General features: G+C 37.4%; 19 protein-coding genes. 17 read left to right on the top strand and 2 right to left on the bottom strand.

Annotated features, from left to right (window positions below):
• The first annotated feature begins 4 nt into the window (after window positions 1-4).
• The 10 genes from F3D3_RS08775 (at window position 5) to F3D3_RS08730 (ending at window position 12,071) form a co-directional block, all read left to right on the top strand.
• Window positions 5-1,288, top strand: coding sequence for a hypothetical protein (locus F3D3_RS08775; RefSeq protein WP_069873089.1), 1,284 nt, complete (start codon window positions 5-7; stop codon window positions 1,286-1,288).
• The gene (locus F3D3_RS08770) at window positions 1,267-2,337 is read left to right on the top strand and encodes a flavodoxin family protein (protein WP_139132055.1); all 1,071 of its coding nucleotides are present in this window, start codon (window positions 1,267-1,269) and stop codon (window positions 2,335-2,337) included. Before F3D3_RS08775 ends, F3D3_RS08770 begins: the two co-directional genes overlap by 22 nt.
• A gap of 781 nt (window positions 2,338-3,118) precedes the next feature.
• Window positions 3,119-3,802 (top strand): FadR/GntR family transcriptional regulator, encoded by a 684-nt coding sequence (locus tag F3D3_RS08765; protein ID WP_069873088.1) that lies wholly within the window; start codon window positions 3,119-3,121, stop codon window positions 3,800-3,802.
• Between the two features lies 1 nt (window position 3,803).
• Window positions 3,804-5,177: an acyclic terpene utilization AtuA family protein gene (locus tag F3D3_RS08760; RefSeq protein WP_069873086.1), complete on the top strand. Its 1,374-nt coding sequence runs from the start codon at window positions 3,804-3,806 to the stop codon at window positions 5,175-5,177.
• 2 nt (window positions 5,178-5,179) lie between these two features.
• On the top strand, window positions 5,180-5,491 hold the full coding sequence (locus F3D3_RS08755) for a DUF4387 domain-containing protein (protein ID WP_069873084.1): 312 nt from the start codon (window positions 5,180-5,182) through the stop codon (window positions 5,489-5,491).
• 12 nt (window positions 5,492-5,503) lie between these two features.
• Entirely contained in the window at window positions 5,504-6,427 is a 924-nt protein-coding gene (locus F3D3_RS08750; RefSeq protein WP_207645360.1) for a sugar ABC transporter permease, read from the top strand.
• Window position 6,428: 1 nt separating this feature from the next.
• On the top strand, window positions 6,429-7,316 hold the full coding sequence (locus F3D3_RS08745; protein ID WP_242877115.1) for a carbohydrate ABC transporter permease: 888 nt from the start codon (window positions 6,429-6,431) through the stop codon (window positions 7,314-7,316).
• 45 nt (window positions 7,317-7,361) lie between these two features.
• Window positions 7,362-8,879 carry an extracellular solute-binding protein gene (locus F3D3_RS08740; RefSeq protein WP_069873080.1) on the top strand — a complete coding sequence of 506 codons (1,518 nt, stop codon included), beginning with the start codon at window positions 7,362-7,364 and terminating at the stop codon, window positions 8,877-8,879.
• A 99-nt stretch (window positions 8,880-8,978) separates the two neighbouring features.
• The gene (locus F3D3_RS08735; RefSeq protein WP_175438329.1) at window positions 8,979-11,075 is read left to right on the top strand and encodes an ADP-ribosylglycohydrolase family protein; all 2,097 of its coding nucleotides are present in this window, start codon (window positions 8,979-8,981) and stop codon (window positions 11,073-11,075) included.
• Between the two features lie 12 nt (window positions 11,076-11,087).
• Window positions 11,088-12,071 (top strand): ADP-ribosylglycohydrolase family protein, encoded by a 984-nt coding sequence (locus F3D3_RS08730; RefSeq protein WP_069873079.1) that lies wholly within the window; start codon window positions 11,088-11,090, stop codon window positions 12,069-12,071.
• 170 nt (window positions 12,072-12,241) lie between these two features.
• Here F3D3_RS08730 and F3D3_RS08725 read toward each other — a convergent pair whose 3' ends face one another.
• Together F3D3_RS08725 and F3D3_RS08720 are read right to left on the bottom strand one after the other, a co-directional pair.
• On the bottom strand, window positions 12,242-12,952 hold the full coding sequence (locus F3D3_RS08725; RefSeq protein ID WP_242877114.1) for a tRNA 2-thiocytidine biosynthesis TtcA family protein: 711 nt from the start codon (window positions 12,950-12,952) through the stop codon (window positions 12,242-12,244).
• Window positions 12,953-12,998: 46 nt separating this feature from the next.
• Entirely contained in the window at window positions 12,999-14,462 is a 1,464-nt protein-coding gene (locus F3D3_RS08720) for a hypothetical protein (RefSeq protein WP_069873075.1), read from the bottom strand.
• Between the two features lie 212 nt (window positions 14,463-14,674).
• Here F3D3_RS08720 and F3D3_RS08715 point away from each other — a divergent pair, with 212 nt between their 5' ends.
• From F3D3_RS08715 to F3D3_RS08685, 7 genes are all read left to right on the top strand, one after another.
• A complete protein-coding gene (locus tag F3D3_RS08715) occupies window positions 14,675-15,907 on the top strand; it encodes a metallophosphoesterase (RefSeq protein WP_069873073.1) in 1,233 nt (410 codons plus the stop codon).
• Window positions 15,904-18,501 carry an AAA family ATPase gene (locus F3D3_RS08710; protein WP_069873071.1) on the top strand — a complete coding sequence of 866 codons (2,598 nt, stop codon included), beginning with the start codon at window positions 15,904-15,906 and terminating at the stop codon, window positions 18,499-18,501. The genes F3D3_RS08715 and F3D3_RS08710 overlap by 4 nt, the downstream gene beginning before the upstream one ends.
• A gap of 10 nt (window positions 18,502-18,511) precedes the next feature.
• Window positions 18,512-18,826, top strand: a complete 315-nt coding sequence (locus F3D3_RS08705; RefSeq protein ID WP_069873069.1) for a hypothetical protein — start codon at window positions 18,512-18,514, stop codon at window positions 18,824-18,826.
• Window positions 18,827-19,308: 482 nt separating this feature from the next.
• Window positions 19,309-20,076, top strand: a complete 768-nt coding sequence (locus F3D3_RS08700) for an ABC transporter ATP-binding protein (RefSeq protein ID WP_069873067.1) — start codon at window positions 19,309-19,311, stop codon at window positions 20,074-20,076.
• Window positions 20,077-20,131: 55 nt separating this feature from the next.
• The gene (locus tag F3D3_RS08695) at window positions 20,132-22,168 is read left to right on the top strand and encodes a COG1361 S-layer family protein (RefSeq protein WP_069873065.1); all 2,037 of its coding nucleotides are present in this window, start codon (window positions 20,132-20,134) and stop codon (window positions 22,166-22,168) included.
• On the top strand, window positions 22,161-23,513 hold the full coding sequence (locus F3D3_RS08690; RefSeq protein WP_069873063.1) for an ABC transporter permease: 1,353 nt from the start codon (window positions 22,161-22,163) through the stop codon (window positions 23,511-23,513). Before F3D3_RS08695 ends, F3D3_RS08690 begins: the two co-directional genes overlap by 8 nt.
• A 144-nt stretch (window positions 23,514-23,657) precedes the next feature.
• A complete protein-coding gene (locus tag F3D3_RS08685) occupies window positions 23,658-24,416 on the top strand; it encodes a tetratricopeptide repeat protein (protein ID WP_069873061.1) in 759 nt (252 codons plus the stop codon).
• Window positions 24,417-24,459 lie beyond the last annotated feature (43 nt).

Below are 24,459 nucleotides of genomic sequence, written 5' to 3'. Positions count from 1 at the left end.
AGATATGTATTATTATAAAATTGATGAACAGCAACTGGTTTCAGATGACCCCATTATGATTTTGAATGGATTTAAAATAGAAAGCTTGAATCACTTTAAGCGCACATTTTTAGTGTTTAATAAGCCGCACTATAAAGGCAAACAGTATTTTAAAATAACCCCCTCTTTTACATCATTGGAAGCATACGAGTCTGTGGAATGGCTTATGTGTCCACAAAAAAATCAAATCTCAGAGGAATTACGCATTCTCTCGGATCGTGAACTCTTAAGTGGCCTCAATATAAACACTTGGATTGAACAATTGAGCACAAAAGAGGTAGACCAGATTATTATAGGTTTCAAAGGCTTTATTGCTGAGGTAACCGCACTCGATACTGGAAAGAAGAGAATACACCTTTTGGGTCTTGGCGATGTAGGCAGCACACTTGCAATTGGGTTGAAACTGTTAGGTGGTGAACTGATTCATACGCTAGGCGTTTACGATATTAACGCACATCAACGCAGACGTTATGAGATGGAGCTTAACCAAATTATTGTAAATCCTGAGATTAAAGTGGAAGCCTTAAATATTGATGATCTTTTTCACTGCGATGTATTTGTGTTTTGTGCCTCAAAATATGTGCCCAAGGTTGGCGAGATCGTAGCGGACGTTCGTATGATTCAATTTGAAGAAAATTCTAAAATTATTGAAATCTATGCGAAGATGGCTAGAAGTTTAGGCTTTAAAGGTCTCTTTTGTGTGGTTTCAGACCCTGTGGATTTGCTTTGTCGTCGTGTATTTGAATCCTCTAATACAAATGAAAAAGGGGAATACGATGGTCTTGGGATGTCTGTTGAGCGCATCAGAGGGTTCGGATTAGGCGTTATGCATGGCAGAAGTTTTTATTATGCTAAGAAACTGGGGATTGAATATGCGACTAATGGGCGCGTGTTCGGACCGCATGGCAAAGATTTAATTTGCGTAAATCATATTACAAAATACGATCATGAAGCTTCTCTTAGACTCACAGAGAGCGTCATTCACGCCAATATTGATGTACGTGAAGAAGGTTTTAAACCTTATATTGCACCTGCAATATCATCAGGCGCAAAATCGATATTGGATGCAATATCAGGCAATTGGCATTATAGTGCAACTTGTATGGGAACAACTTTCTTTGGTGCCTTGAACAGGCAGACGATTGCAGGTATTGAGTACGAACAGAATACATTAGATGATCCATTGGGAAAACGCATTATGGCGTCCTATGAAAGGTTGGAATCGTTATGGCAGGAATTGAAATCTTAAGCTACTCTAAAAGGATGAAGCCCATTGTGACATTTTGTGAAGGTTTAGTAAGCCTAAAAAATGAACGGGATAACCACAAATGTTTACTGATTATTGAACTCGATGATATCGGCGAAAATGAAGCACTGGATCAGATGCTGAGAACTGAAATGAAAAAAAGGATAAAAGGTGATGCCACTTTTTTTAAGGACAAAATAGTGGCCTTGATTGTGAAATCACATAGTGAGCACTTCACTAAAACATTTGCAAAAAAATGTATTTATCATATTAACAACTTGGGTGGCACGTTCATTGGACATCCCCTTGTGGAAATAACAGAAGGTTATCAAAACTTTAGAACTTGGCAGAAGATTGATCCAAAGCCGCTTGAAAGGATCTGTTTTGAGCAAATTGATCAATTAGTGAAACGGCTTCATAGCTATCAACCGCTCAACAAGGATAAACTTCATGTCTTAGTTTTGCATGCAGGTTATAAAGAAATTTCAAACACCTTAATGCTATGGGACAATATTGCAAATGAATTAGAATTGTATAATCAAAAAAAGGCTGAGTCCGTATTGAGTATTGACACGCTTCATGTGGAAGAGGGTAAAATTTCAGACTGCTATGGTTGCAGTTTTGAAACTTGTATGTACTATGCACGTGAAAAAAGCTGTTTTTATGGTGGGTTTGTCGTAGAAGATCTATATCCTAAGCTTGAAAAAGCAGATATTGTGGTGTGGATTTGTCCCAATTACAACGATGCCATTTCTGCTAAGTTAATGGCGGTGATTAATAGGTTGACAGCTCTTTATAGAAATATGGGATTTCAGGATAAATATCTACTGAGTGTTATTGTCTCTGGAAATTCTGGGAGTGATTCTGTGGCGAGACAATTGATAGGCGCACTCAATATCAATAAAGGGTTTAGATTGCCAGCGGGATTTTCAATTATGGCGCTCGCAAATGATCCGGGTGATATCAAAAGTGCTTTTGATATCACTCACAAAGTTTCAAGTTATGTAAACACAGTCATTGCGTTAATTGAAGAAAATATTAAAAAAAATTAAAAAAAGATGTTTTCTTTTCTGTACAATGTGATATAATAAGGGTAACAAAACTAGATTTTGTTAGCGACAAAAACTGTTGTTAGTGAGTCAATCAAACGTTTTCAGAGGAGAGGGTGAGACCGCCAGGAAGATAATGTGAAGTTTTAGTTTTAAGTATCTTTTTAAGATTAGAAGATATGGGTTTAATGGAAAACGTAGACTTACGTTAACCTCTTACCATCAAGCCAATGTATAAAATCACAAGGATTTTAGAGTGTTAAAAGGTGGCTTTGAAAAAGGAAGGAAGAGACCGTTAAAGCCAAAAGTAGGAAACGCATTATAGGACGTTTTATATTCACAAATAAGCTGGAGCTAAAACATTAGCAATAGTGAGTTCTAGATTGTAAATGAATCTAGACGGTTATTTAAAGAAAGGGTGAGACCGCCAGAAATGACAATTGAAGAATCTATTTAAAAGCACTTCTCTAAAGAATGAAAAATGGAGAGGTGCTTTTATTTTTTTGCTGTTTTCAAAAAAAAGAAGTTGAATGATTGTAAAAACCATGTTAAGATATTGTTGAATTGTTAAACAAATAGACGATAAGACAAATGAACAATATAACCCTTGAGGAGATGTCCCCCCACTTCTCAAAGTGGGGGACATATTCCTAATTCAGTGGGCGTCCAAACGCCCACTGAATGCAATCCGATAGGATTGCAAAGGGGTTACGAAGGTAGCGAAGCGGACTGAGTATACGCTTTAATATTGTCTTAAAAATACAGTAAGGAAGGAATGTGAGAGATGGATATTAGACCAATAAGAACAGATAGACTTTCGGATAAAATAGTCAATCAAATGATCATGATGATGAGGGAAGGCCATCTGAAATCTGGAGATAAGTTACCAAATGAAGGTTTGCTTGCAGAGCAATTTGGTGTTAGTCGTGGCATTTTAAGAGAGGCATTGACTCAGTTACAGGCGCAAGGCTATATCAGACGTAAACCTAAAGATGGTACATACATTCAAGATGATATTCAAAGTATGCTTATGAATGATTCTGTGAATGAGCTTCTCAAGAAGACCACTTATAGTGATCTCTTAGATTTTAGAGAAACACTTGAACTCAAAATGGTAGAGAAAGTAATTGAAAGGGCCAGTGACGAAGAGATAGAAGATATTATTGAAGGTCTTGGCGTTGCTGATAACGAAGAAGTTCAACATGACATGGATCACTACTTTCACTATAAACTGGCGCAGGCATCAAAGAATATTTTCTTCATGAATTTTATTGATACTTACTATGATCTCATTTCTGAAATTGCTGTGAAGAGCAATAGAGATCAAGTGAGAAGAAATCAAATTGCAGAAGAACATCTTGCAATTGCTCAGGCAATTTCAAAACGAGATAAAGATGCCGCTAAAAATGCTGTTTTACATCATATGAAAATGGTGGATAAAACAGTCATCGGTGAGAAAGGAAAATAACATGAAAGATCATATCAAAATTTTATCACCTTGTGGCATTCTGGGATATGGTTTTCCTAAAGAGTCTTTTTGGAAGGGCATGGCAGACAGTCCTGATGCTATTGTGGTTGATGCAGGCTCAACGGATGCAGGTCCTCATAAATTAGGCGCCAACACCGCTATCGTCAGTAGGCAAGCTTGCAAAAAAGACCTTGAATATATGCTCGTTGCAGGCTATGAGCATAAAATCCCCGTTATTATTGGTTCAGCAGGTGGCAGTGGTGGCAAAGTGCATGTCAATTGGACTTTGGAAATTATTGATGAGATTTTAGAAGAAAAGTCATTAAAGCCTTCTAAAATAGCCGTTGTTTGGGCTGATATTCCCAAGGATTTAATAAAGGAAAAAATAAAGCTAGGTCAGGTGTCCCCTTTAGGAAGAACGGTCCCTGAATTAAAAGAGTCTATTTTGGATGAAACGCATGATGTGGTTGCGCAAATGGGAATTGAGCCCATACTTGAGGCGTTATCACAAAATGCAGATATCATCGTTTGTGGTAGGGCATATGATCCATCCCCGTTTGCAGCGGTGGGTGTCTATTATGGATTTGATGAAGCTTTATCTTACCATCTTGGAAAAGTGCTGGAATGTGGTGCGTTAAGTAGCGAACCCGGAACGACGAAAGATTGTATGATGGGTATTATTTACAAAGATCATTTTGAAGTTTATCCGACAAACCCCATGAGAAAATGTACCTCTGTCAGTGTGGCCGCGCATACGTTTTATGAAAAGGATCATCCCTTTTTACTTCATGGACCAGGTATTATGATGGATCTAGAATCTTGTGAATTCATTGAGTCTGGAGAAGGACATGTTAAGATTTATGGGTCAAAATTAACCCACACATCACCTTATAGAATTAAGCTTGAAGGGGCTAGAAAAGTAGCCTATCGAACTATTGTAATCGCTGGCGTAAGAGATCCAATTCTCATCGCAAAGATTGATGAAGTGGAGCAATGGGTTTGTGAAAGTGTTTCAGAACAGTATGGTGAAGTCGATAAGGCGCATTACCAAATCAATTTTTATAATTATGGGAAAAATGGTGTCATGGGACCTCTTGAACCTCACAATACGGCAGGCCATGAATTGGGGATTCTCTTTGAAGTTGTGGCGAGAACACAGGAATTGGCTTCAATGATTTGCAGTTCTGTCAGATCTACTTTTATGCATTTTGGATATGAAGGTCGAAAATCCACGGCAGGTAATTTAGCCTTTCCATTTGCACCAAGTGATATTGAATTCGGAGCGGTTTACGAGTTTTCAGTGTATCATCTTATGGATGTAGAGGATAGCAAGGCATTATTTCCAATAGAATACATCAATAAGGAGAGTGCTTAGATATGACGAAATTGGTGGAACTTGCAAAGGTTTTGCGCAGTAAAAATAGTGGTCCGTTTGAAATCACATTAGATATTTTATTTGAAGATGTAGAGGTCTATAAACGCGTGGCGTGTAGTGGGGTCATATCCTCAAAAGCGATTGCTGCACTTTACCAATTAGAAGAGGAAGAAATTACAAATATTGTTTTTTTCAAAAAAGCACTTGGCATAAAAATCACTTATAGCAGAAAAATTTCTTCTGGTACAGTTGGGGATCGAGATGTGTATGGCGCCCAACAGCATGCACCACTCATGGACCTATTAATTCCATAAGAGGAGTTGAAAATGAAATTGTTAAAACAAAAATTAATAACCCTCCAAATGAAAAAACAGCTCAAAAAAGATTGGATGCTCTATTTGATTTTGGCACCTACCTTAGCTTATTTTATCATTTTTAGATTATGGCCGATATTAGGGATGCGCTTGGCATTTTACAATTACAAGGCAAGAAGTCCGTGGACTTTTGCGGGATTAAAATATTTTACGATGATTGTAAAGTCGCCTGCATTTTCAGACATCGTGAAAAACACGTTAATGATCAGTTTTATGAAGTTTATTATTCTGTTTCCATTCTTTGTTTTATTTGCAATTTTGCTTAATGAGTTAAGAGTTTCGGGTTTTCGAAAATATGTCCAAGTGATTTCATACATGCCCCATTTTCTGTCGTGGGTGGTCATAGCTGGCATTTGGATTGCAGCACTTTCTGTTACAAATGGATCTGTAAATCAAATTCTAAATATCTTCAATCTACCCTCAATTGATTTCATGACAGATAAAACGAAAATTAGATGGATTTTGATGCTATCCGAGGCTTGGCGAAGCATTGGTTGGGATTCTATATTTTATTACACCGCTATTATTGGTATTTCACCAAGTCTTTTTGAAGCGGCTGAGATTGATGGTGCAAATCGAATCAATATCATCAAGCATATTATTTTACCCGCTTTAATCACTCCAATCATGACGATGTTCATTTTGAATTTAGGATTCTTTCTAAATGCGGGATTCGATCAAGTCCTTAACTTCTCAAATGATGCAGTTCTGAGTGTTGTGGATATTTTGGATACTTATATTTATAGAGTGGGGATTCAGAATGCACAGTACTCGTTATCTACGGCAGTGAGTTTAATTAAAGGTGTTGTGGGGGTATTTCTTGTACTTGGAACACATTTGATATCCAAAAAAGTGACGGGGAAAGGGGTGTGGTAACTTGAAGCGATTTAAAAAATTATCTCTTAGTCAAATTTTTTTAATGGTTGTTTTGGGGGCTATCACGCTTACGATGATTGTGCCACTCCTCAATATTCTAGCGAGATCTTTATCTGGACCTGAGGCTTCGGCAACTATGGGTGGGCTTGAGATATTGCCTAAAGATTTTGATTTGATCAATTATAAAATTGTGCTCAATCATCCAAAGCTGATGAGGGCATTTTGGAATTCTGTCTTTGTGACCGTTGTTGGGACTTTGATCAATATCCTGTTGACGACTTCGGCAGCCTATGTACTCACACGACCCAACTTGGTTTTTAAAAAAGCAATTATGATCTTTTTAATATTTATGATGCTCTTTGAACCTGGTTTGGTGCCAGAATATCTTGTGGTGACTAAATTAGGTCTTATGGGGAGTAAATGGTCAGTGATCTTGGTCTCGGCGGTGAATGTGTACTATTTAGTCATTATGATGCGTTACTTTGAAGAAATTCCAGAGTCCATTTTTGAGGCCGCAACGTTGGATGGTGCAGGACATTTACGAATGATGTTTTCCATTGTTTTTCCGCTTTCAAAAGCAGGAATGGCAACTATAACCATGTTTTATGCTGTTTTGAGATGGAATGAATACTTTAAAGCAAGTATTTACCTTATAAAAGCGAACGATACCTTATTCCAGGTAGTTCTGAGACAATTTGTTGTGCTCGGTGATACAACCTCTATCGTGGGGCAACAAAATCTCTTTAACTATAATGATCTTGCAAGAATTGATTACACTGCATTAAAAGGCGCTACAATAATTGTAGCCATTATTCCCATTTTATTGCTCTATCCGATCGTTTTGAAATATTATGCAAAAGATGCGATGGATGGAGGCGTTAAGGAATAAAACGGATGCATCCAAAAGTATGACTTGATTTAAGGAGGATTTAAGATGAAAAGATTGTTTAGTATGCTCTTGATTTTAGTTTTGATCTCATCAGCACTCGTGGGTTGTGGATCAAGTAATGAGAAGGCAACAGAACCTACAGCAGAACCTGCAACTGTAAATGCACCAGATTCAAATGCAGTGACCCCCGAGGTTAGTGGTATTGGCACGGTCGATGCACCTATTCATGTAACGTTCTTATGTAAGGATGTTGTCCCTTCCGAAGAAAATGTACAAAGTTTAGTGGCGGAAATTGAAAAGGGCATGGCGCTTGAAGGCAATTATATCGAGCTTGAAGTACTCGAAGCACCCGCTGGAAAATACGCTGATGTTGTGCCGATTGCATTCAGAACAGGACAGATCACGCCAGATATTATTTATTTTCAAGGGGGCGATTTGCCAATCGCACAGGAAGAGATGCTTGTGGATTTAACGGCGTATATTGAAAATTCAAAAAATGTAAAAAGCATCATGGAAATGCATCAGATTGAAAAAGTTAAGAATTATCCATATCTGCTTTGGTTAGCACCAGCAAGAGTTCAAATTCCTGTAATGAGAAGTGATTGGTTCAATCAACTGGAAAGTGGAAAAGCACTTTTAGAAAATCCGACATCAGATCAATATTATGCACTTTTCAAAGAAATTAAGGATAAAGGGATTGCTGAATATCCTGTGACTACGGACGGTGGTATTGCAAAACTGGACAGTGTTTTCAATCATGCGTTTGGTATAACAAGTACGATTATGAATGTGGATGGCAAGTTCGTATACGCTAAGGCAACTGAATCTGAAAAAAACAAACTTGCTTTTTATGCAAAACTTTATAAAGAGGGCTTGCTAGACAAAGAATATGTCACAAAACAGTGGGACACAATGGAACAGGCTTTTTATGAAGGCAAAGCTGCGTTTGTGGCAGGAACTGCTGGTGATGTTGTAAACGTTTACAACAACAAGATGATCCAAACCAATGGGGATTCAACAGAACTCATTGTATTGCCACCTGCTCAAGGTATTTCTCAAGCCTATCAATCCATTGATGTGACAAAAGAATCGCGTGGATTTGCCATTAATGCAGATTCTACCGTGAAAGATGCAGCTTGGGCGGTTTTAGACTTCATGGCGGGTACTGAAGGTCGAAAATTAGATAAATTAGGCCTTAAAGACGTTCATTATACTGAATCAAACGGTAAATATGTACTCACCGATAAATTCCCTGAATGGTGGGCAAAATTCTGGCCGACAATGAATGGATTAGACACATCGGTTGTGGCAGGTGACGTTTTAACAAAACCAGCAATTGACTCTCTTACAGCGGCAGATCAATACTATTACGGAGACATCAATGTCGTGTTGCCAAATGACTTGTTACCGCTTAAAGATGGTATGGACAAATTATACACGGAGTATTCTACAGATATTATTCGCGGTGTAAAAAGCGTTGACAGCTTTGACGAATTCGTTGAAAAATGGAATGCTGCTGGTGGCGATGAGATTGGTGTTTATTTACAAGAACAACTCAAGTAACATCCTCAAATGGAACTATTACACTAAATGGATTATGGTAAATGGGGTGCCTCTCTTTGAATTTTTAGAGAGAGGCGCTTCATAACGAAGAGGTGAATTATGATCCCTGAAAATTATCTTGAAAAAACCTATGCGGGATTTTTAGGTATGAATATTGGTATAAGATTAGGTGCACCTGTGGAACCCACAGCGTGGACAAGTGACAGAATTGAGCGTTTTTATGGTGACATTGTAGACTATGTTAAACCTTTTAAAAATTTTGCGGCAGATGATGATGTAAACGGTCCTGTTTACTTTTTAAGAGCTCTCAGAGATCGTGATCAAAAAAGGGCATTAACGCCCCAAGATGTTGCAGATGCATGGCTTAATTACACACGCGAAAATGTGGGCATGTTTTGGTGGGGTGGCTATGGCGTCAGTACTGAACATACGGCTTATTTGAACCTAAAGAGAGGCGTTAAGGCACCTCTTTCTGGCTCGGCAAGCACAAATGGACGCGTTATGTCAGAACAAATTGGCGGACAGATTTTTATTGACACATGGGGTCTCGTTTTCCCAAATCAAATTGAAAAAGCAGCTGAGTTTGCCAGTATCGCTGCCAGTGTTTCACATGATTTCAATGGGATATATGGCGCAGCTTTTATTGCAGCTTGTATTTCAAAAGCTTATGTGACTTCGGATGTACATGAGATTATAAAAGCAGGACTTTCTCAAATCCCAGAAGATTCCACTTATGCTCAGGTGGTCAATGCGGTCATCCAATTTCACAATGTGCATCCAGAAAATTTTAGATTGTGTTTGAAATTCTTACAAGAAAATTGGGGCTATGATAAATACACAGGTGTGTGTCACATCATTCCAAATGCAGGCGTGTGTGTGTTGTCCATGCTCTATGGTAAGACATTTGATAGAACTGTGGAAATTGCCACGATGTGTGGCTGGGATACGGACTGCAATGCAGGGAATGTTGGCACGATTTTAGGTGTTGCGGGTGGCCTTGATCCAATGGGCATGCACTATAGAAAACCCATTAATGATGCTGTGGTATTATCGGGCATCTCGGGCTATTTGAATATTTTAGACATACCAACATATGTGAAGGAAATCGCACTTATTGGCTATGAACAGTCAGGAGAAAAAGCACCAGAAGCACTTTTAGAGAGCTATAGAGAGGGCGAAATCTACTTTGATTTTGAACTCAGTGGTGCCACTCATAATTTTAGAGTTTCAAATCCAACATTTTGCAGTATAAGACATAGTGACGTGGTTGCTTATAAAGGGAAAGGCTCGTTAGAAATATTATTTGATAGAATGTCGAGAGGTCAAAGCTCTAAAATTTATTATAAACCTTTTTACAGACGTTCTGATTTTGATGATGAAAGATATATGCCTGTATTTTCACCAACTGCATATACAGGACAAACGGTTTCTATGATGGTGAGTTTAAAACAATTTGGTGGCGAGAGTGTCATTATCAATCCTTATGTTAGAAATACTGAAACCAAAGTAGATATTTTGCTCGGCGGCATCGTTTTAAAAGATGCATTATGGCAAGAAGTAAAATTTGTGATTCCAGACTTAGGAGGTGCAATGCTCGATGAGATCGGCCTGTTATTTGAAGCGAACTCACCCGCAAAGAACAAAGATTTTGGTTGTCTTTATATAGATGAATTTTCTGTTTCAGGTAAAGCGCATTATACGATTGACATCTCTAAGCAATCAGAAGAATTGGCATCCATTACACCGTTTGCCCATAATCATGGCGCATGGCAGATAGAGGATGGTCTCATGGAAGCCATGTGTCTGGATCATGCAGAGGCGATGACGGGAAACTATTATGCTCAAGATGTTTGCGTTAAAGGCAGTGTCAAACCTCATACAGGTCAGATGCATTTCATTTCTTTAAGAGTTCAAGGCGCGTTAAAGGGCTATTATGCAGGCTTTTATAAAGACGGTATTGCTATTTTAAAACACAATCATGAATTAGAAGTGCTTGCCTATATGGATTATGCGTGGCAATTTGAAAAACAGTATACGCTAGAATTTAGTGCAATTGGGGATCAACTTGTCTTCAAAGTCGATGGCAAGGAAAAGCTTATTTGTGCAGATCAAGCATTGAAATACGGCATGGTAGGATACGCACTTTATGAGTGTGGCAGATGTGGATTTGGCGATTTAGAAGTGGAAACTTTTTAAGGAGAATAAAATATGATTTCAATAACTGAAATAAAACAAAATAAAGCATTGGCGAAAAGCAAAGCAATTGGTTGTATTTGTGGTCTTGCCATTGGGGATTCTTTTGGAGATGCCTCTAGAATGCAAAGCAATAGAGAAAATTATGGCATTACAACTGATTTTAATAGTGGTGCAACGTGGAGTACTGATGATACAGAATTTGCTCTACTAACAGCTAAGACATTGATCGGTTGCAAAGGCAATTTGACCACTGAGGATGTGGTTAAGGCATGGTTTGAAGATGTCGTTGTTCAAGATGAGTTTAAAAGAGGTGGGGCAAGTGAAGTCTCCGCTGCCAATAACCTCAGAAGGGGAATAAGACCTCCAGAGTCGGGTAAATACAGTACATTCCATATGAGTGATGGTTCCGCTATGAGAATTGCACCTGTAGGTGTCATTTGCGCAGGGAATCCTAAAAAAGCCGCTGAAATGGCTGAAATTGACGCTTCTATCAGCCATTATGCAGACGGCATTTGGGGTGCTCAAGCGGTTGCAGCTGCGGTTTCTGTGGCGATGGTCGATGGTACAATGGATGAGATTATAGCGGCGGCAATGGCGGTTATTCCAAAAGATTCATGGCTTTATGCAGCGATGAATACAGCTTTTGAGATTGTGGAAAATGCAGAGGGTTCGATTATTGATGCGTGGATGCCACTTCATGATGCACTTAGAACAAGTACTTGGGCAACGACGGCTGAAGCGATTCCAGCAGCATTTGCGTGTCTCAAGATGGCACATAAAGATTTTAAAACAGGTGTTATTTTGGCGGGTAATTTTGCGAGAGATGCCGATACCATTGGTGCGGTAGCGGGTGCAATTTTAGGGGCTAAATATGGTGTGGAAGCCATTCCAGAGCATTGGGTTGAAAAAACGAGATTTCCTTCGGGAACTTGTCTGACGTTTACGAAGGGTGTCGATCTTGTTCAGATTGGCGAATCGTTAGCGGAACTCATTTAAAAGGGCATTTTAAAGATCTTAAAAGGGAGCTGTGTTAAAAACGGATAGAGGCGATTGAGTACATATTGTCGCTTTATTCTTAAAAAAGTTTTTAACAGAGCTTCTATTTTTTGTTTTATGGATGAGGCAGAACTGTGAATGTGAATGTCATTGACAGTTCAAAACTGAGCTTATTTCTTAATGAGTGCTTGCGTTACAAATAAATTGCATTGATCTTCATTGCGCATAGCCGTCAAAAGATTTTTACGGCTGTTAGGTACTTCTCTATAGAGATCTTTTAGCATTATAGCAACATCTTCTCGTTTAGTGTGCTTGTCCATAGGGCACGGACTCTTTAATACAGGAATGTGCTCTGAGTGGATAGTGCCCACAATTTGTGCTTCAGATGCATCTAAAAAAGGTCTGATCACATGGATATTTGTTCGCGAAAGATAAGATTTATATTCCAATGTATTCATTTTTCCTGAATAGAGCATATTTAAAAACAGTGTTGATAGCGCATCGTCTGCATGGTGTCCCAATGCCAAAAGGTTGAGATTTTTTTCATTCATAGCTTGAGCAAGTGCGCCGCGTCTCATATTTGCACAAAGTGCACAGGGATTTTTTTCATCACGAATTTCAAAGACGACCTTGGCAATATCCGTCTTTATGATGGTATAGGGCACCTCTATTTTAAGGCAAAAGGATTTTGCGGCCTCTAAGTCGAAATTGTTGAATCCCATATCCACTGTGAGTGCTTCCAAATGAAATTTAAAGGGACTATAGCATTGGTATCTTTTTAAAAGGAGCAGCAATGCCATACTATCTTTCCCGCCGGATAAACCCACTGCCACACGATCCCCTTCAGTGATTAAACCATAGGTTTCTATTGTTTTTCTCATAAAACCGGATAAACTTTTCATTTTCAATTGACCTCATTGATTATATTTAATTGCCACTGGCGTTTGAATTGCTTTCAGAATCCAATGAATATACATATTCCTCTTTATACGCTTTACTCCAATTGCCTTCTTTATCCATAACACGAAGGACAACATCATATTTACCTTCGGTATCAAAGACGGGATAGAAATTTTCTGATTCGTAGGTTTCTATGAGCTGATTATCATAATAAACAGTCCATTCACAGAGATCCATATTTTTTAGGTTTGAGCTGGTATTGACAAAGGCCACGCGGTTATCTTTTAAAACGTCAATTTTGTAACTTGCTTTCAGATCAGCATTACTGCTAAAAAATAATTTATTGGCAAAAAAGAGCATCAATAAAAGTGCTAAGGCTACTGCAATTGGAAGTATAAGTTTTTTCCAATTTCTAGGTTCCAAATCATCTTCAGTAAAGATATTTTCTAAGAGTGTATCGCTTTCTATATTCGTCTGTTCATCATCCCAAACAGGGAGTTTAGAGGTCTGTTTTAGACTTTCTTGAGGTGAGGTACTCTTATGAGCACGTCTGATTTCAGCAAAAGTAGCATCCATATCATCCATGGGATGAAGTGTTCGCGTATCTGTTGTGAGTATGATTTCTTCTGCAAAGAGCAATTTTGAAAGTTCGCTTCTAAGAAGTTCGCTTTCAGCAAAGGGATCTTCTTTGGCGGAGAGCACATCAAAAGGGGTGCTTACATCAACTGATGCTTTTGGTGGCGTTATGTCCGAATTCAAATCAGATACGGTCTGTATTTCAGGTATTTCATAAGTGGTCTCAGAAGACTTTGAGAGAGAACGCCCTTGATCATTTTGCGACAGAACAAGATGGTATTCATAAGCAATTTTAGTAAGGGTTTCAGATTTTTCATAGATAAAGAGATTCTTATAATCTTGCAATAGATCTGATATAGAGTAATAATGATGATTTCCAATTAAGAGATTATCTATAAATTGTTGATGAATCTCCGTTTCAGGCTTGACGAGTCTCTCCAATAATCGAGCACTTCTGAAGATGACATCTTTAAAACTGTGATGTGTAATGGTGGTATAATCAATTAATTCTCTGAAACAGATGACCCCATCATGAATCAAAAGTTGATTATCCTGAAGGAGCTGGTATTTAATAGAATTTGAAAATGTATCGTATTTATTGAGTGATTTGAGTAAGCTAAGGCCAAGATAAATACGATGATCATACAATGCTTCTGGCTCAGAGAGATACGATTCTAGCGGAATGCCCGGCGGTTGCTTTAATACGATGTGGAGCTCGTTTTGATCTTCAAAAACATGGATCACATTATATAAATGATCTGCAATTAATAAGCGCGTAGTGGTTAAAATGCTTGCAGGATTTTTGATAGAGATAAGATTTATTTCAGCAGACTCATCGTCTAGATAGCCTGTGGAAAATCGCTGGAATGAATCCTCTTGAATCAATTTTTCTACTCTAAAATTCGATAGATTCATGGGTTTGCCTCCAATATTGTAAACTCAAGTTTATTATATAATATAATGGGGGCATACAACAACAACATTTCAATAAAAAAAGAAGAAATACTCAAGATGTAGTGCAAAAATGATAAAAAAGCACTAAATATTCTTAAGAAGGCTAAATCTTATGGCTTGTTCGCAGGAATTGAATTATAATCTTAGTATAGAAAGAAAGTGAGTGATCTAAAATGATTCGATTGCTTCATATTGCGGATATACATTTAAATACAGGATTTGCGAGCAAGGAAAATGTTGTCAGAGAGCAACTTAAAGAAGGTCTTGTAAAATCTTTTGAAAGGGCCATTGGGTATGTCATTGAAGAAGATCTGGATGGTCTTATTTTGGCGGGCGATTTTCTAGACAATGATAAAATACCCTTCAAACTTGAGCAAACCATTTTAGCTTTGTTTGAAAAGTTATTTTATGCGGAAAAACATTTGTTCTATGCAACTGGGAATCACGATCCCATGAATACAACCCTTTTCTTGAAAAAATTCGATGAAGAACCTTTTTTTCACTATTTTGATAGTGATGAACCTAAGCATCTTCAGTTGACAATGCCATCAGGGGATATTCTTGAAGTCGTTGGATGCGGTCATAAATCTAAAAACGAAAAACGCAATTTGATTAAACAATTTCCACGGAAAATCAATGATCACATATGGCTGGGAATAGGTCATTCCAGTGTGCCATCTGCTTTTTCTGTGGGGTTAAAAGAACAATATATGGCAGCTTCGCTTGAAGATATAGAATCCCTAAAATACGACTACTTTGCTCTAGGACATATTCACATACAGCAATTGCTGTCTAATCGGATTGCTTATTCGGGCAATCTTCAAGGCCTTAATTATAAAGAAATCGGCGATAAGGGAGGGCTTCTCGTTGAACTTATGCATGATGACATTAGAGTAACGCCAAAGGTTTTTAATGAAATTCAGTGGGAAGCATTTGATTTTGAACTCACAGAGGCACTGACAACTTTATCCGAGCTTGAAACCGCACTTTTGACATTTGTTTCAGAACAGATCTCGGATATTGATAGAAGTTCTAATCGCTTGATCTTGAGAGTAAACCTTGAGGGCAGGACATCTTTGGCACATGGTTTAAAAGAAACTGAAAATTTGGATTATCTCAGCTCAGTGATTAAACGCAAAATTGGACTTTTAAGTGTAGATTTAAAACCACTTTCAGTGAGCACTTTAGTGGATAAACAGTTTCTGTTAAATGAAAAGACTGTTTTGTCTGAGGCGATTAGCATCTCAAAACATTTAAATGAAAACAAGGAATTGTTAGAACGTCTTTTGGAACTTCCAATTTTTAAGGCAACGATGACTTACACAGAAAAAATAGCTGAAATTAGGCGCATCTTGGAAGTCACTGAAGAGGATTTAATAGATTGTTTTGTAAGAGGCAAAATATGATTATAAAAAAAATACATTATAAAGCCTATGGAAAACTTAAAAATCAAGTCGTGTGCTTAAACGAAGGCTTAAATCTGATTTATGGCGAGAATGAGACAGGAAAGTCTACCATTTTCAATAGTTTATTAACGCTTTTATATGGTATTTCACCACAGTCCAAGGAACGTCATCCCTATGTCAATTGGGATACCAATGATTTGGATTTTTCTGTCTGGTTTGAAACTGAGGCTGAGTCGTATTTGATTAATAGGCGCCTTATGAGTTCTCCAAAGACGACGCTCACCAACTTGTCCAGAAATCTAATTGAAACCAGTAGAAATGATGCTCTTAAAATGACTTCTGGCGTTAGTGAGTCTTTATATGCATCTGTTTTTCATTTTACTTCAGATCATCTTTCAAATCTTGAAGATGAAACGTGGGAAAGCATTCAGGAAAATTTAATTTTTAATTACGGGATGGATTACCTTAGAAAAACAAGTGATATTTTAGCTGAACTTGAGGGTGAGATCAACCGCATTTGGCGAAGAGATAAGAGAGGAAATCCTTTAATTAATCAAAAACAGGCTGAAATTAGAGCGCTTATGAAACAACGCGTTGAGCTTGATGCACGCTATAATGAAATTTCAAAATTAAATACACAGATTGAAGATTATGTGGATAAAATACAGCGTGCGACACTCCAAAAAAAAGAGATCGAACGCGAGTATAAGGCAGTTCAAAGTTTGATTCCCATCAAAGAAAAAATTGAAAAGATTCAATTTTTGAAGACACAACTTATCAATTATGAATGGTATAAAGTCATTGATGAGAATGCTTATAATTTGTGCACCATGTTAAAAAAAGATGTCATTGAATTCGATGATGAAATTTTAGCACTTGAAAATGAAAAAAAGCAGTTGGAGAAGTCTGAGATTGTGCTCACAGAGGAATCGTTAGCAATCTTGGAAAATGGGGATCATGTCCATTACGCTAAAAGTCAGCTCATAAAATTAGAACAATTGGAAGGACAACTTCAAATTCTAACCACAGAGCTCAGTAAAAAAAGCGATTTGATTCATTATCAGTTCCAAATGATGTTTGATTTACCCTATGAACTTAACTTTGAAGCACGGCTTATAAAGCTCAATCCGCTTGAAATTAAAACAGAATTATACAAGTATATGGAGATTTCTAAAAGGCCGATTCTTCAAACGCATGATAAAAAGCGATTAATGGATTATTTGTTGATTGTCATCGGTGTAGGTCTGTTGATATTCGCATTTGCTCTACCAAGCCTAAGGATGCTTGGATTTTTGGGAACGACACTGTTGGGATTTACATTGAATCGTTTTATGACCAATAGAAATGTCAGTGGTACAGTCCATGAATTTGAGCACATTAAAGTGTACTTGACTTCTTTGTTTGAACCCATGCCTTTGCCAGAATATGTTTGGCAAGATGTATCGCTTGGTTTTGTATCTAAGCTGGAACAACTTTTAGCTTTAATTTTTGAACGCACTCAAATTGAGTTGCATATTAAGGCGTTAAAAAAAGAAGTGGGACAAATTGAAGCAGAGTTGAAAGACGCTTTGTCGTTTGTGGTATTAGATCATGTGCCAAATATTAAACTTTCCGTGCATATGATTAGCCTAAAACTTGATAAATTGATGGAGAAAGCTAAACAACAAGAACTCATAAGACATGAACTCAATGAACTCAATAAGCAGTTAGAATCTATAGCAACTAAAAGGCGTTCTAAAAATGATCGCCTATCTGAACTCGAAATGAATTTTTTGAATTTGGGTCAAGGCAATTTAGAGCAAGGTTTTAAAAATTATCACGATAACAATGAACTCATAAAAAGGATTAAAATATTTGAAGAGGAATTGACTTTTTCTGAAAAACTGGTAAAAGCTTATGAGCAATTCGAGTCGAAGACATTGATTAGTACGCTGTATTTAGAAGAAATAGATAAGACGATTTCTGAACTTGTGTGTGAAATTCAGGAGGCTTCTATTGAACAAAATAATTTGATAAAAGACATTTCGATCCTAAAGGAAAAGACTCAGATGGATGAAATTGAGAGTCAGCTGTTGCTTTTACAGGAAGAGGTTGAAGAGCTTATAGAAAAACGAAATCAATTAATGGTTTTGGATGAAGTGGTTAAATTTGCAGATGAGAAATTTAGAAGAGAAAATCAGCCAGATATTTTGCAAAGCGTTAGCGATTATATGAGGCGCATTACAAATGGAAAATATCAGGAAGTCTTGATTAGTGAACAAGAAGGTAAATTTGAACTTCAATTTTTAATGGATTCAGATATTTATCCAATTTCGAGGGCCTTTAGCAAGGGGACGATTCATCAGCTCTTCTTAGCTTTTAGATTGGCTGTTATTGATAGTTTGAATGAGGGACCAGACAAATTGCCCCTTGTACTGGATGAGGTTTTTATAAATTGGGATGATCAGAGAATGAAAGCCACTCGTCGTATTATTGAAGAAATGGCCAAAGAGCGTCAAGTGATTCTGCTTACATGCCACAAGCATCAATTGACACATTTTGAAAAAGTGAATATTATAAGGTTGGAAGAGTCCCTTTTAAAAACCGTGAATTGAGGATGGGTTTATGAATAAAGCTTTAATGGAACAACTGGAGCTTGAGAAGAGAAAAAGAGAGATCTTAAAAGAAGCTCAAAATAATAAAAAGCAAAAAGAAGATGCTGCGGAAAAGATATCTTCCTCTAAAGTAGAAAACAGATATGTCTATGAAGATTCTTTAGATCAAGAGTCTTCTCGAAAATTTGCTTGGGAGTATGAACTTGAGCGCTATAGAAGAGACAAGCTAAAAGATCGATTTTATCTCATAGGGATGGTCTGCGGCATTTTAGCTTTAATTTTGACGCTATATTTCAATGCTTCAGAGTGGCTATTGTGGTTTTGACACTCTAACGATACTTCTAGATATTCAAAAGGGCGTTTCCTATATTCGATTCTAATCGGTTAGGCGACACCCTTTTGAAATATTAAAGCAAGCTTGTCATCATGGGGGAATCTGGATAACAAAAATTTTTTTTGATAGGAACTTATTTTAATAGAATCCGTCTTAATGGTGATGAAGATTAAACGGTATGGGGATCCTTTTATTCAAAGAGAATAGATGTCAATAGGCTATCTTTAGACCTATAAAATCAAATTCTAATGAAATTTTAAGAAAAACAAACCCAAATAGGTGTGAAAGTTCACAGAGAAGACATATCAAAAAGATATGCTATCAAGGGTATGAAAAGGGACGCTGAAAGATTGAAATCTACTCATACTTAAGATACACTGATAAAAGGTTCTTCGACTTATTGGGAAACACAGTTGTGAAAAAATAGGTTGAGACACGGCATTAAAAAAAGCAAGCAAGAAAGGAAGGTGTTCATGAGAGACCTGATCATTGAAGTTAAAGACCTTAAAAAAGTCTATAAAATTGGCTCAGAGAAAGTCGTGGCACTCAATAAGATAAATCTATCTATTTACAAAGGCGAAATTTGTTGCATTTTAGGAACATCAGGTTCTGGAAAATCAACACTTTTAAATATGATGGCTGGACTGGAGAAGCCCACTAAGGGTTCTATTGAGATTAAAAAGGTCGCTATAGAAAAAATGAATGAGAAGCAACTGGCAAGATTTAGACAGAAGCATATTGGATTCATATTTCAGTCTTACAACTTACTTGGGGCGCTAACTGCCCTTGAAAATGTGGCAATGCCTCTAATTTTTAGAGGATTTTCAAAGGCGAATCGCGAAAAAATGGCCAGAAAGTATTTGGATATGGTAGGCTTAAATGAGCGCTACAAGCACAGACCTACGCAAATGAGTGGTGGACAACAACAGCGTGTTGGTATTGCAAGAGCATTTGTGGGAACTCCCGAGATTATATTTGCAGATGAGCCTACAGGCAATTTGGATACGAAGACATCCATTGAAGTCATGCATATCATGTGGAAAATGGCAAGGGAAAAGCAACAGACGATTGTCATTGTAACGCATGATCCAGAAGTGGCTCTATACGCAGATAAGGTCATTCATATAAGAGATGGTGACGTTCAGAAAATTGACAATCGTGAAAACGATGATGTCTATGAGAAATTTATTTTACCTTATGAAAATCAATATGATGAACATTTTGATGACTCCCATGAGTAATTCAAAAAACAAGGCATATTAAATAAAAAAAAGTAAAAAGGAAGGTTTTTAATTTATGAATAAGCGTATTTTTTTATTAGTCGTTATTTTGATACTCAATAGCATTTTTCCGTTTGGGATGGCAGGGACAGATTCTGATGAACCCAGAATCGTCATCATATATCCTGAAGAGATTCAGGTGATGCGAGCAGGAGAAAAAAATGTTTTGAGCATAGAAGTTCGAAATGAATCGTCTCATACAACGTTGGACATGACGATGAAAATTGCGGGGGAACATCCCTTTAGAAGTGATGTCAATAACTTTATAAAACAAGTGTATACATTAAATTCATACAAGAATACAAAAGTTGATTTTAATGTGGAAATAAGTCCTACGGCAAAAGCAAAACTCTATGAGTTTGATGTGGAGTTTGCGTATAAAAATGTCTATGGAAATGCTTTTTCCGAAGTGAGAAAGATGTACATCAAAGTTGAAAATGACAATAAAGAACCCATTCTTGGGGTTTATTCTGCAGAGACATCATATGATAAAGTAACACCAGGTGTAGAAGATGCAATAAAATTAAAATTCATAAACACAGGAACTATGTCTGCTAAAGATGTCAATGTTAAAATTTCAGGGTTCGGTCTTGAAAATTTAATGTTAAATAAAGATGTAGACACTAAAAAACTTACAGAAATTAAGGCTGGTGAGACTCAATTTTTATACTATAATATCATTTGTGCACCAAAGGCGAAAACAGGTGTATATCCATATAAGTTGAATTTGGAATACATCGATGAATATGGGGGAACCTATAAAAAAGAATTCGAAATTTATATAAGTGTAGAAGGCAATGACACATCAGGTGCAAAGTTGACCATACAAAATATAAAGGTTCCCGATGTCATTGTACCCAAGCAACCTTTTGAGGTGACGCTTGAACTTGTAAATGAAGGCAATGTTTTACTTGAAAAAGCAGAGGCTGGCATTGAATACCCCACTGATTTTACTTCACAAGGCACCTCAAAAAAAGTGGTTAAAAATTTAAAACCAGGCGCTAAGAGCATTGTGACGTTTTTGTTAATGGCTAAAAGTGATGCCAAATCAGATAGTTATAGTGGTTATATTAATGTAAAATTTCTCGCAGATGGCGATAGTGAAGAGAATGCTCAAACGATACAGGAATATGTAGGACTTGTGGTAGACGGTTCTTCTGGTTCCACAAAACCAAAACTGATCATTGAGAACTATGAATATGGCGGCGAACATGTTCTTGCAGGAGAGTCATACGATTTGAAACTTTTTATCAAAAATACGAGTACATCAAGTGATACAAAAAATATCAAAGTGACTTTAACCAGTGAAGAAAATGTCTTTACACCAATGGATTCGTCGAATTCATTCTTTATCACTAAAATTGGGGCTGGAGAAATCTACGAACACAATATTCAACTTAAAACTAAAATCGATGCGGCTGTAAAAATATATCCGTTGGCGATTAAAATGGTATATGAGGATGGCAAAGGAAATGCCTATGATGCACAGGAAAAGCCATTTGAAGAATCAGAATCATTGAGTATTGCAGTGGCACAGCCGGTTAGACTTGAAACTGCTGAACTCATTATTCCTTTTGAAAATTATGTAGGACAGCCATTCTATATTGAACAAGAATTTTACAACATGGGAAAATCTATTATGTACAATACTATGGTTAAACTCGAGGGTCCAGAAAGCAGCAGCAGCAGTTATTTTGTTGGTAATTTTGAAGCAGGACGTAGCGAATATTATAGTGCAGAAGCAATTGCAAACGAAGAAGGCACATTTGAAGGCAAACTCATTTATACTTTTGAAGATGCACTTGGGAATGTTTCGATTCATGAAGTACCGTTCAGTTATACCGTAGTTGCAGCACCCGTATTTGACGAATACGGCAATATGAATGGTGGTATGGGTGAAGAATTTCCAATGGAAGAACCACCATCAAGTTCACCTGTGTCTAAAATCATCATCGGTGTGGTGGCGTTGCTCCTACTTGTGGGTGTTTTCATTTTTAGAAAGAAGAGAAAAAAGAGAAAGTTAGCAATGGAGTTGGAGGCACTCGATGAGTAATCTAGACTTAGCGATCATGGGCATAAAAAACCTGCTAAGACGAAAAGCCAGAACTATCCTAACCGTTTTAGGTGTTATCATTGGTACAGCGGCTATTGTGGTCATGGTTTCTTTAGGACTGGGTATGACAAAAGCCTTTGAACAACAGCTTCAGGAATATGGAAGCCTGACGATGATTACAGTTCAAGCGAACAGAGAGATGGGGATGATTTCCACCTCATCAAGTTCGGCGTCAAGCTCTTCATCAAGTGATCAAGATAAAGTGGTATTAGATGATGCCACAATTGAGTCTATAGAGGCAATGGAACATGTGGATTTTGCCATAGGATTTAAACGGTTTGACTCCAAGATATTTGCAGGTCGATATGAGAGTTGGGCCAATATTAAGGCTGTTGATTTCAATAAACTTGAGCTTATAGATATTGAACTCAGCGAAGGGGTTTTACCCACTTTAGAGGGGCACAACGAAGTGCTCTTTGGATTTCAAGCAGCACAGCAATTTTATGATCCAAAATCAAGAAATCACAACGGGCAGCCACCACAAATTGATGTTTTCAACACAAAGATGGAAATGATTCCAACATCAAATTACGGTGAGAAAAAACCAAGAGGTTATGTTATCACGCCAACAGGGATCACTTCAGAAAAGAATTGGGATTACGCTTGGGACGTGTTCATGGATTATGGGACTTTCGAGAAACTAAAAACAGAATTTGAACGGAAAAATAAAAAAACCGATGACACTTCAACTCAGGACAAAAGTAGAAGAAAAAGCAAGCAAAAAGAAAATAAGTATGATGAGATGCAAATTAGCGTAGATGAAATTGATAATGTTCAAGTTATTCAAGACAATATTAAAGCGCTAGGATTTGAGGCTTATAGTTTAACAGATGCACTGGAGCAACAGAAAAAATCTTCTGGACTAATGCAGGCGGTGCTGGGCGGAATCGGCGCTGTATCTCTTTTTATCGCTGCAATTGGGATCACCAATACCATGGTCATGTCTATTTATGAGCGGACTAAAGAAATCGGTGTTATGAAAGTGATTGGTGCTGAGCTGAGAGATATTAAACGCTTATTTCTATTTGAAGCAGCGATGATTGGCTTTATGGGCGGTGTATTTGGTGTTCTCATAAGCTTTGGGGCTTCCTTCATAATCAATACGGTGCTTTCTGGTATGAATGGGGAGTCGGGGTATTATGGGCCTCAGATGTTATCGGATATACCTATGTGGCTGGCGTTATCTGCACTTGGATTTTCCACAGTGATTGGACTCCTTGCAGGATACTATCCCGCGGTGAGAGCGACAAAACTCAGTGCGCTTGAAGCGATTAGAACAGAATAAAATCATCAAAAAGATGTTTGGGCCAAGGCTTAGGCATCTTTTTACGGTATAGGCATTTATTCTTTTTAAGAGAACGTTTATAATGAGCATAGAATCAGTTAAAACGTATTTAATTCAGATAATATAATCAGGGAGCAAAATGAAATGATAAAACACAAAATAATTTATTACGGAATGACTTTTGTTTTGATGATCGTTTTAATGGTCAGTGGTATCCCACCTCTTCTTTCAGGATGGATCACACTTATAATCATGGTGACTTTATATATTTTATGGAGCATCGTTCGGCAGAAGAAGAGAGTCGATTTGCTTGAAGTTTTCTATGATCCTCAAGCTTTCATTTTGGCGACGCAGACACAACAAAAAGTCAACAAAAAAATGGCCGAACTACTCGAACACGATATCGCCTGTGGTCATATGGCCTTGGGAGAGTACGAGCAAGCTCTAGAGCTCTTTAAAAACTTAAAGCTTAAGAGATTTTTAAAATGGGATGTCACAAAGTATGCTTATTATCACAACTATTGTCTTTGTCTCTTCAATCTTGGCGCGATAGAAGAGGCTGAAAAGATATATGAGCAGCAAATAGCTCAAACTCCAGTGATTAATAAGAAACAACGCTTGTTATTAGAGCTTTTAATGGCCAGTTATTACTATTATAAAAAGGACTATAAAACTTCAAGAGAAATCGTGGAAGCCTTTTTAAAACAAGATAAAATAACGCCTTACCTAAAATTGAATGCACTCTATGATCTCGCACGCATCGAGGAGAGCGAAGGTCATCTAGAACTTGCTAGAGACTTATATCAGCGTGTTGCAAAGCATGGTGGACAGCTGAATATTGCTAAGCAATCTCGGGATAAGCTGGCTTTAGAAGTCGTCGATAGAGGAAACTTTAAATGTTAAAATGTATCCAAAGAAAGGAGCTGTGAGAGGTATTTGGCCAATC

The sequence above is a fragment of the Fusibacter sp. 3D3 genome, assembly GCF_001748365.1.
Taxonomy (GTDB): Bacteria; Bacillota; Clostridia; order Peptostreptococcales; family Acidaminobacteraceae; genus Fusibacter_A.
This window is presented reverse-complemented; position numbering and strand designations above follow the sequence as displayed.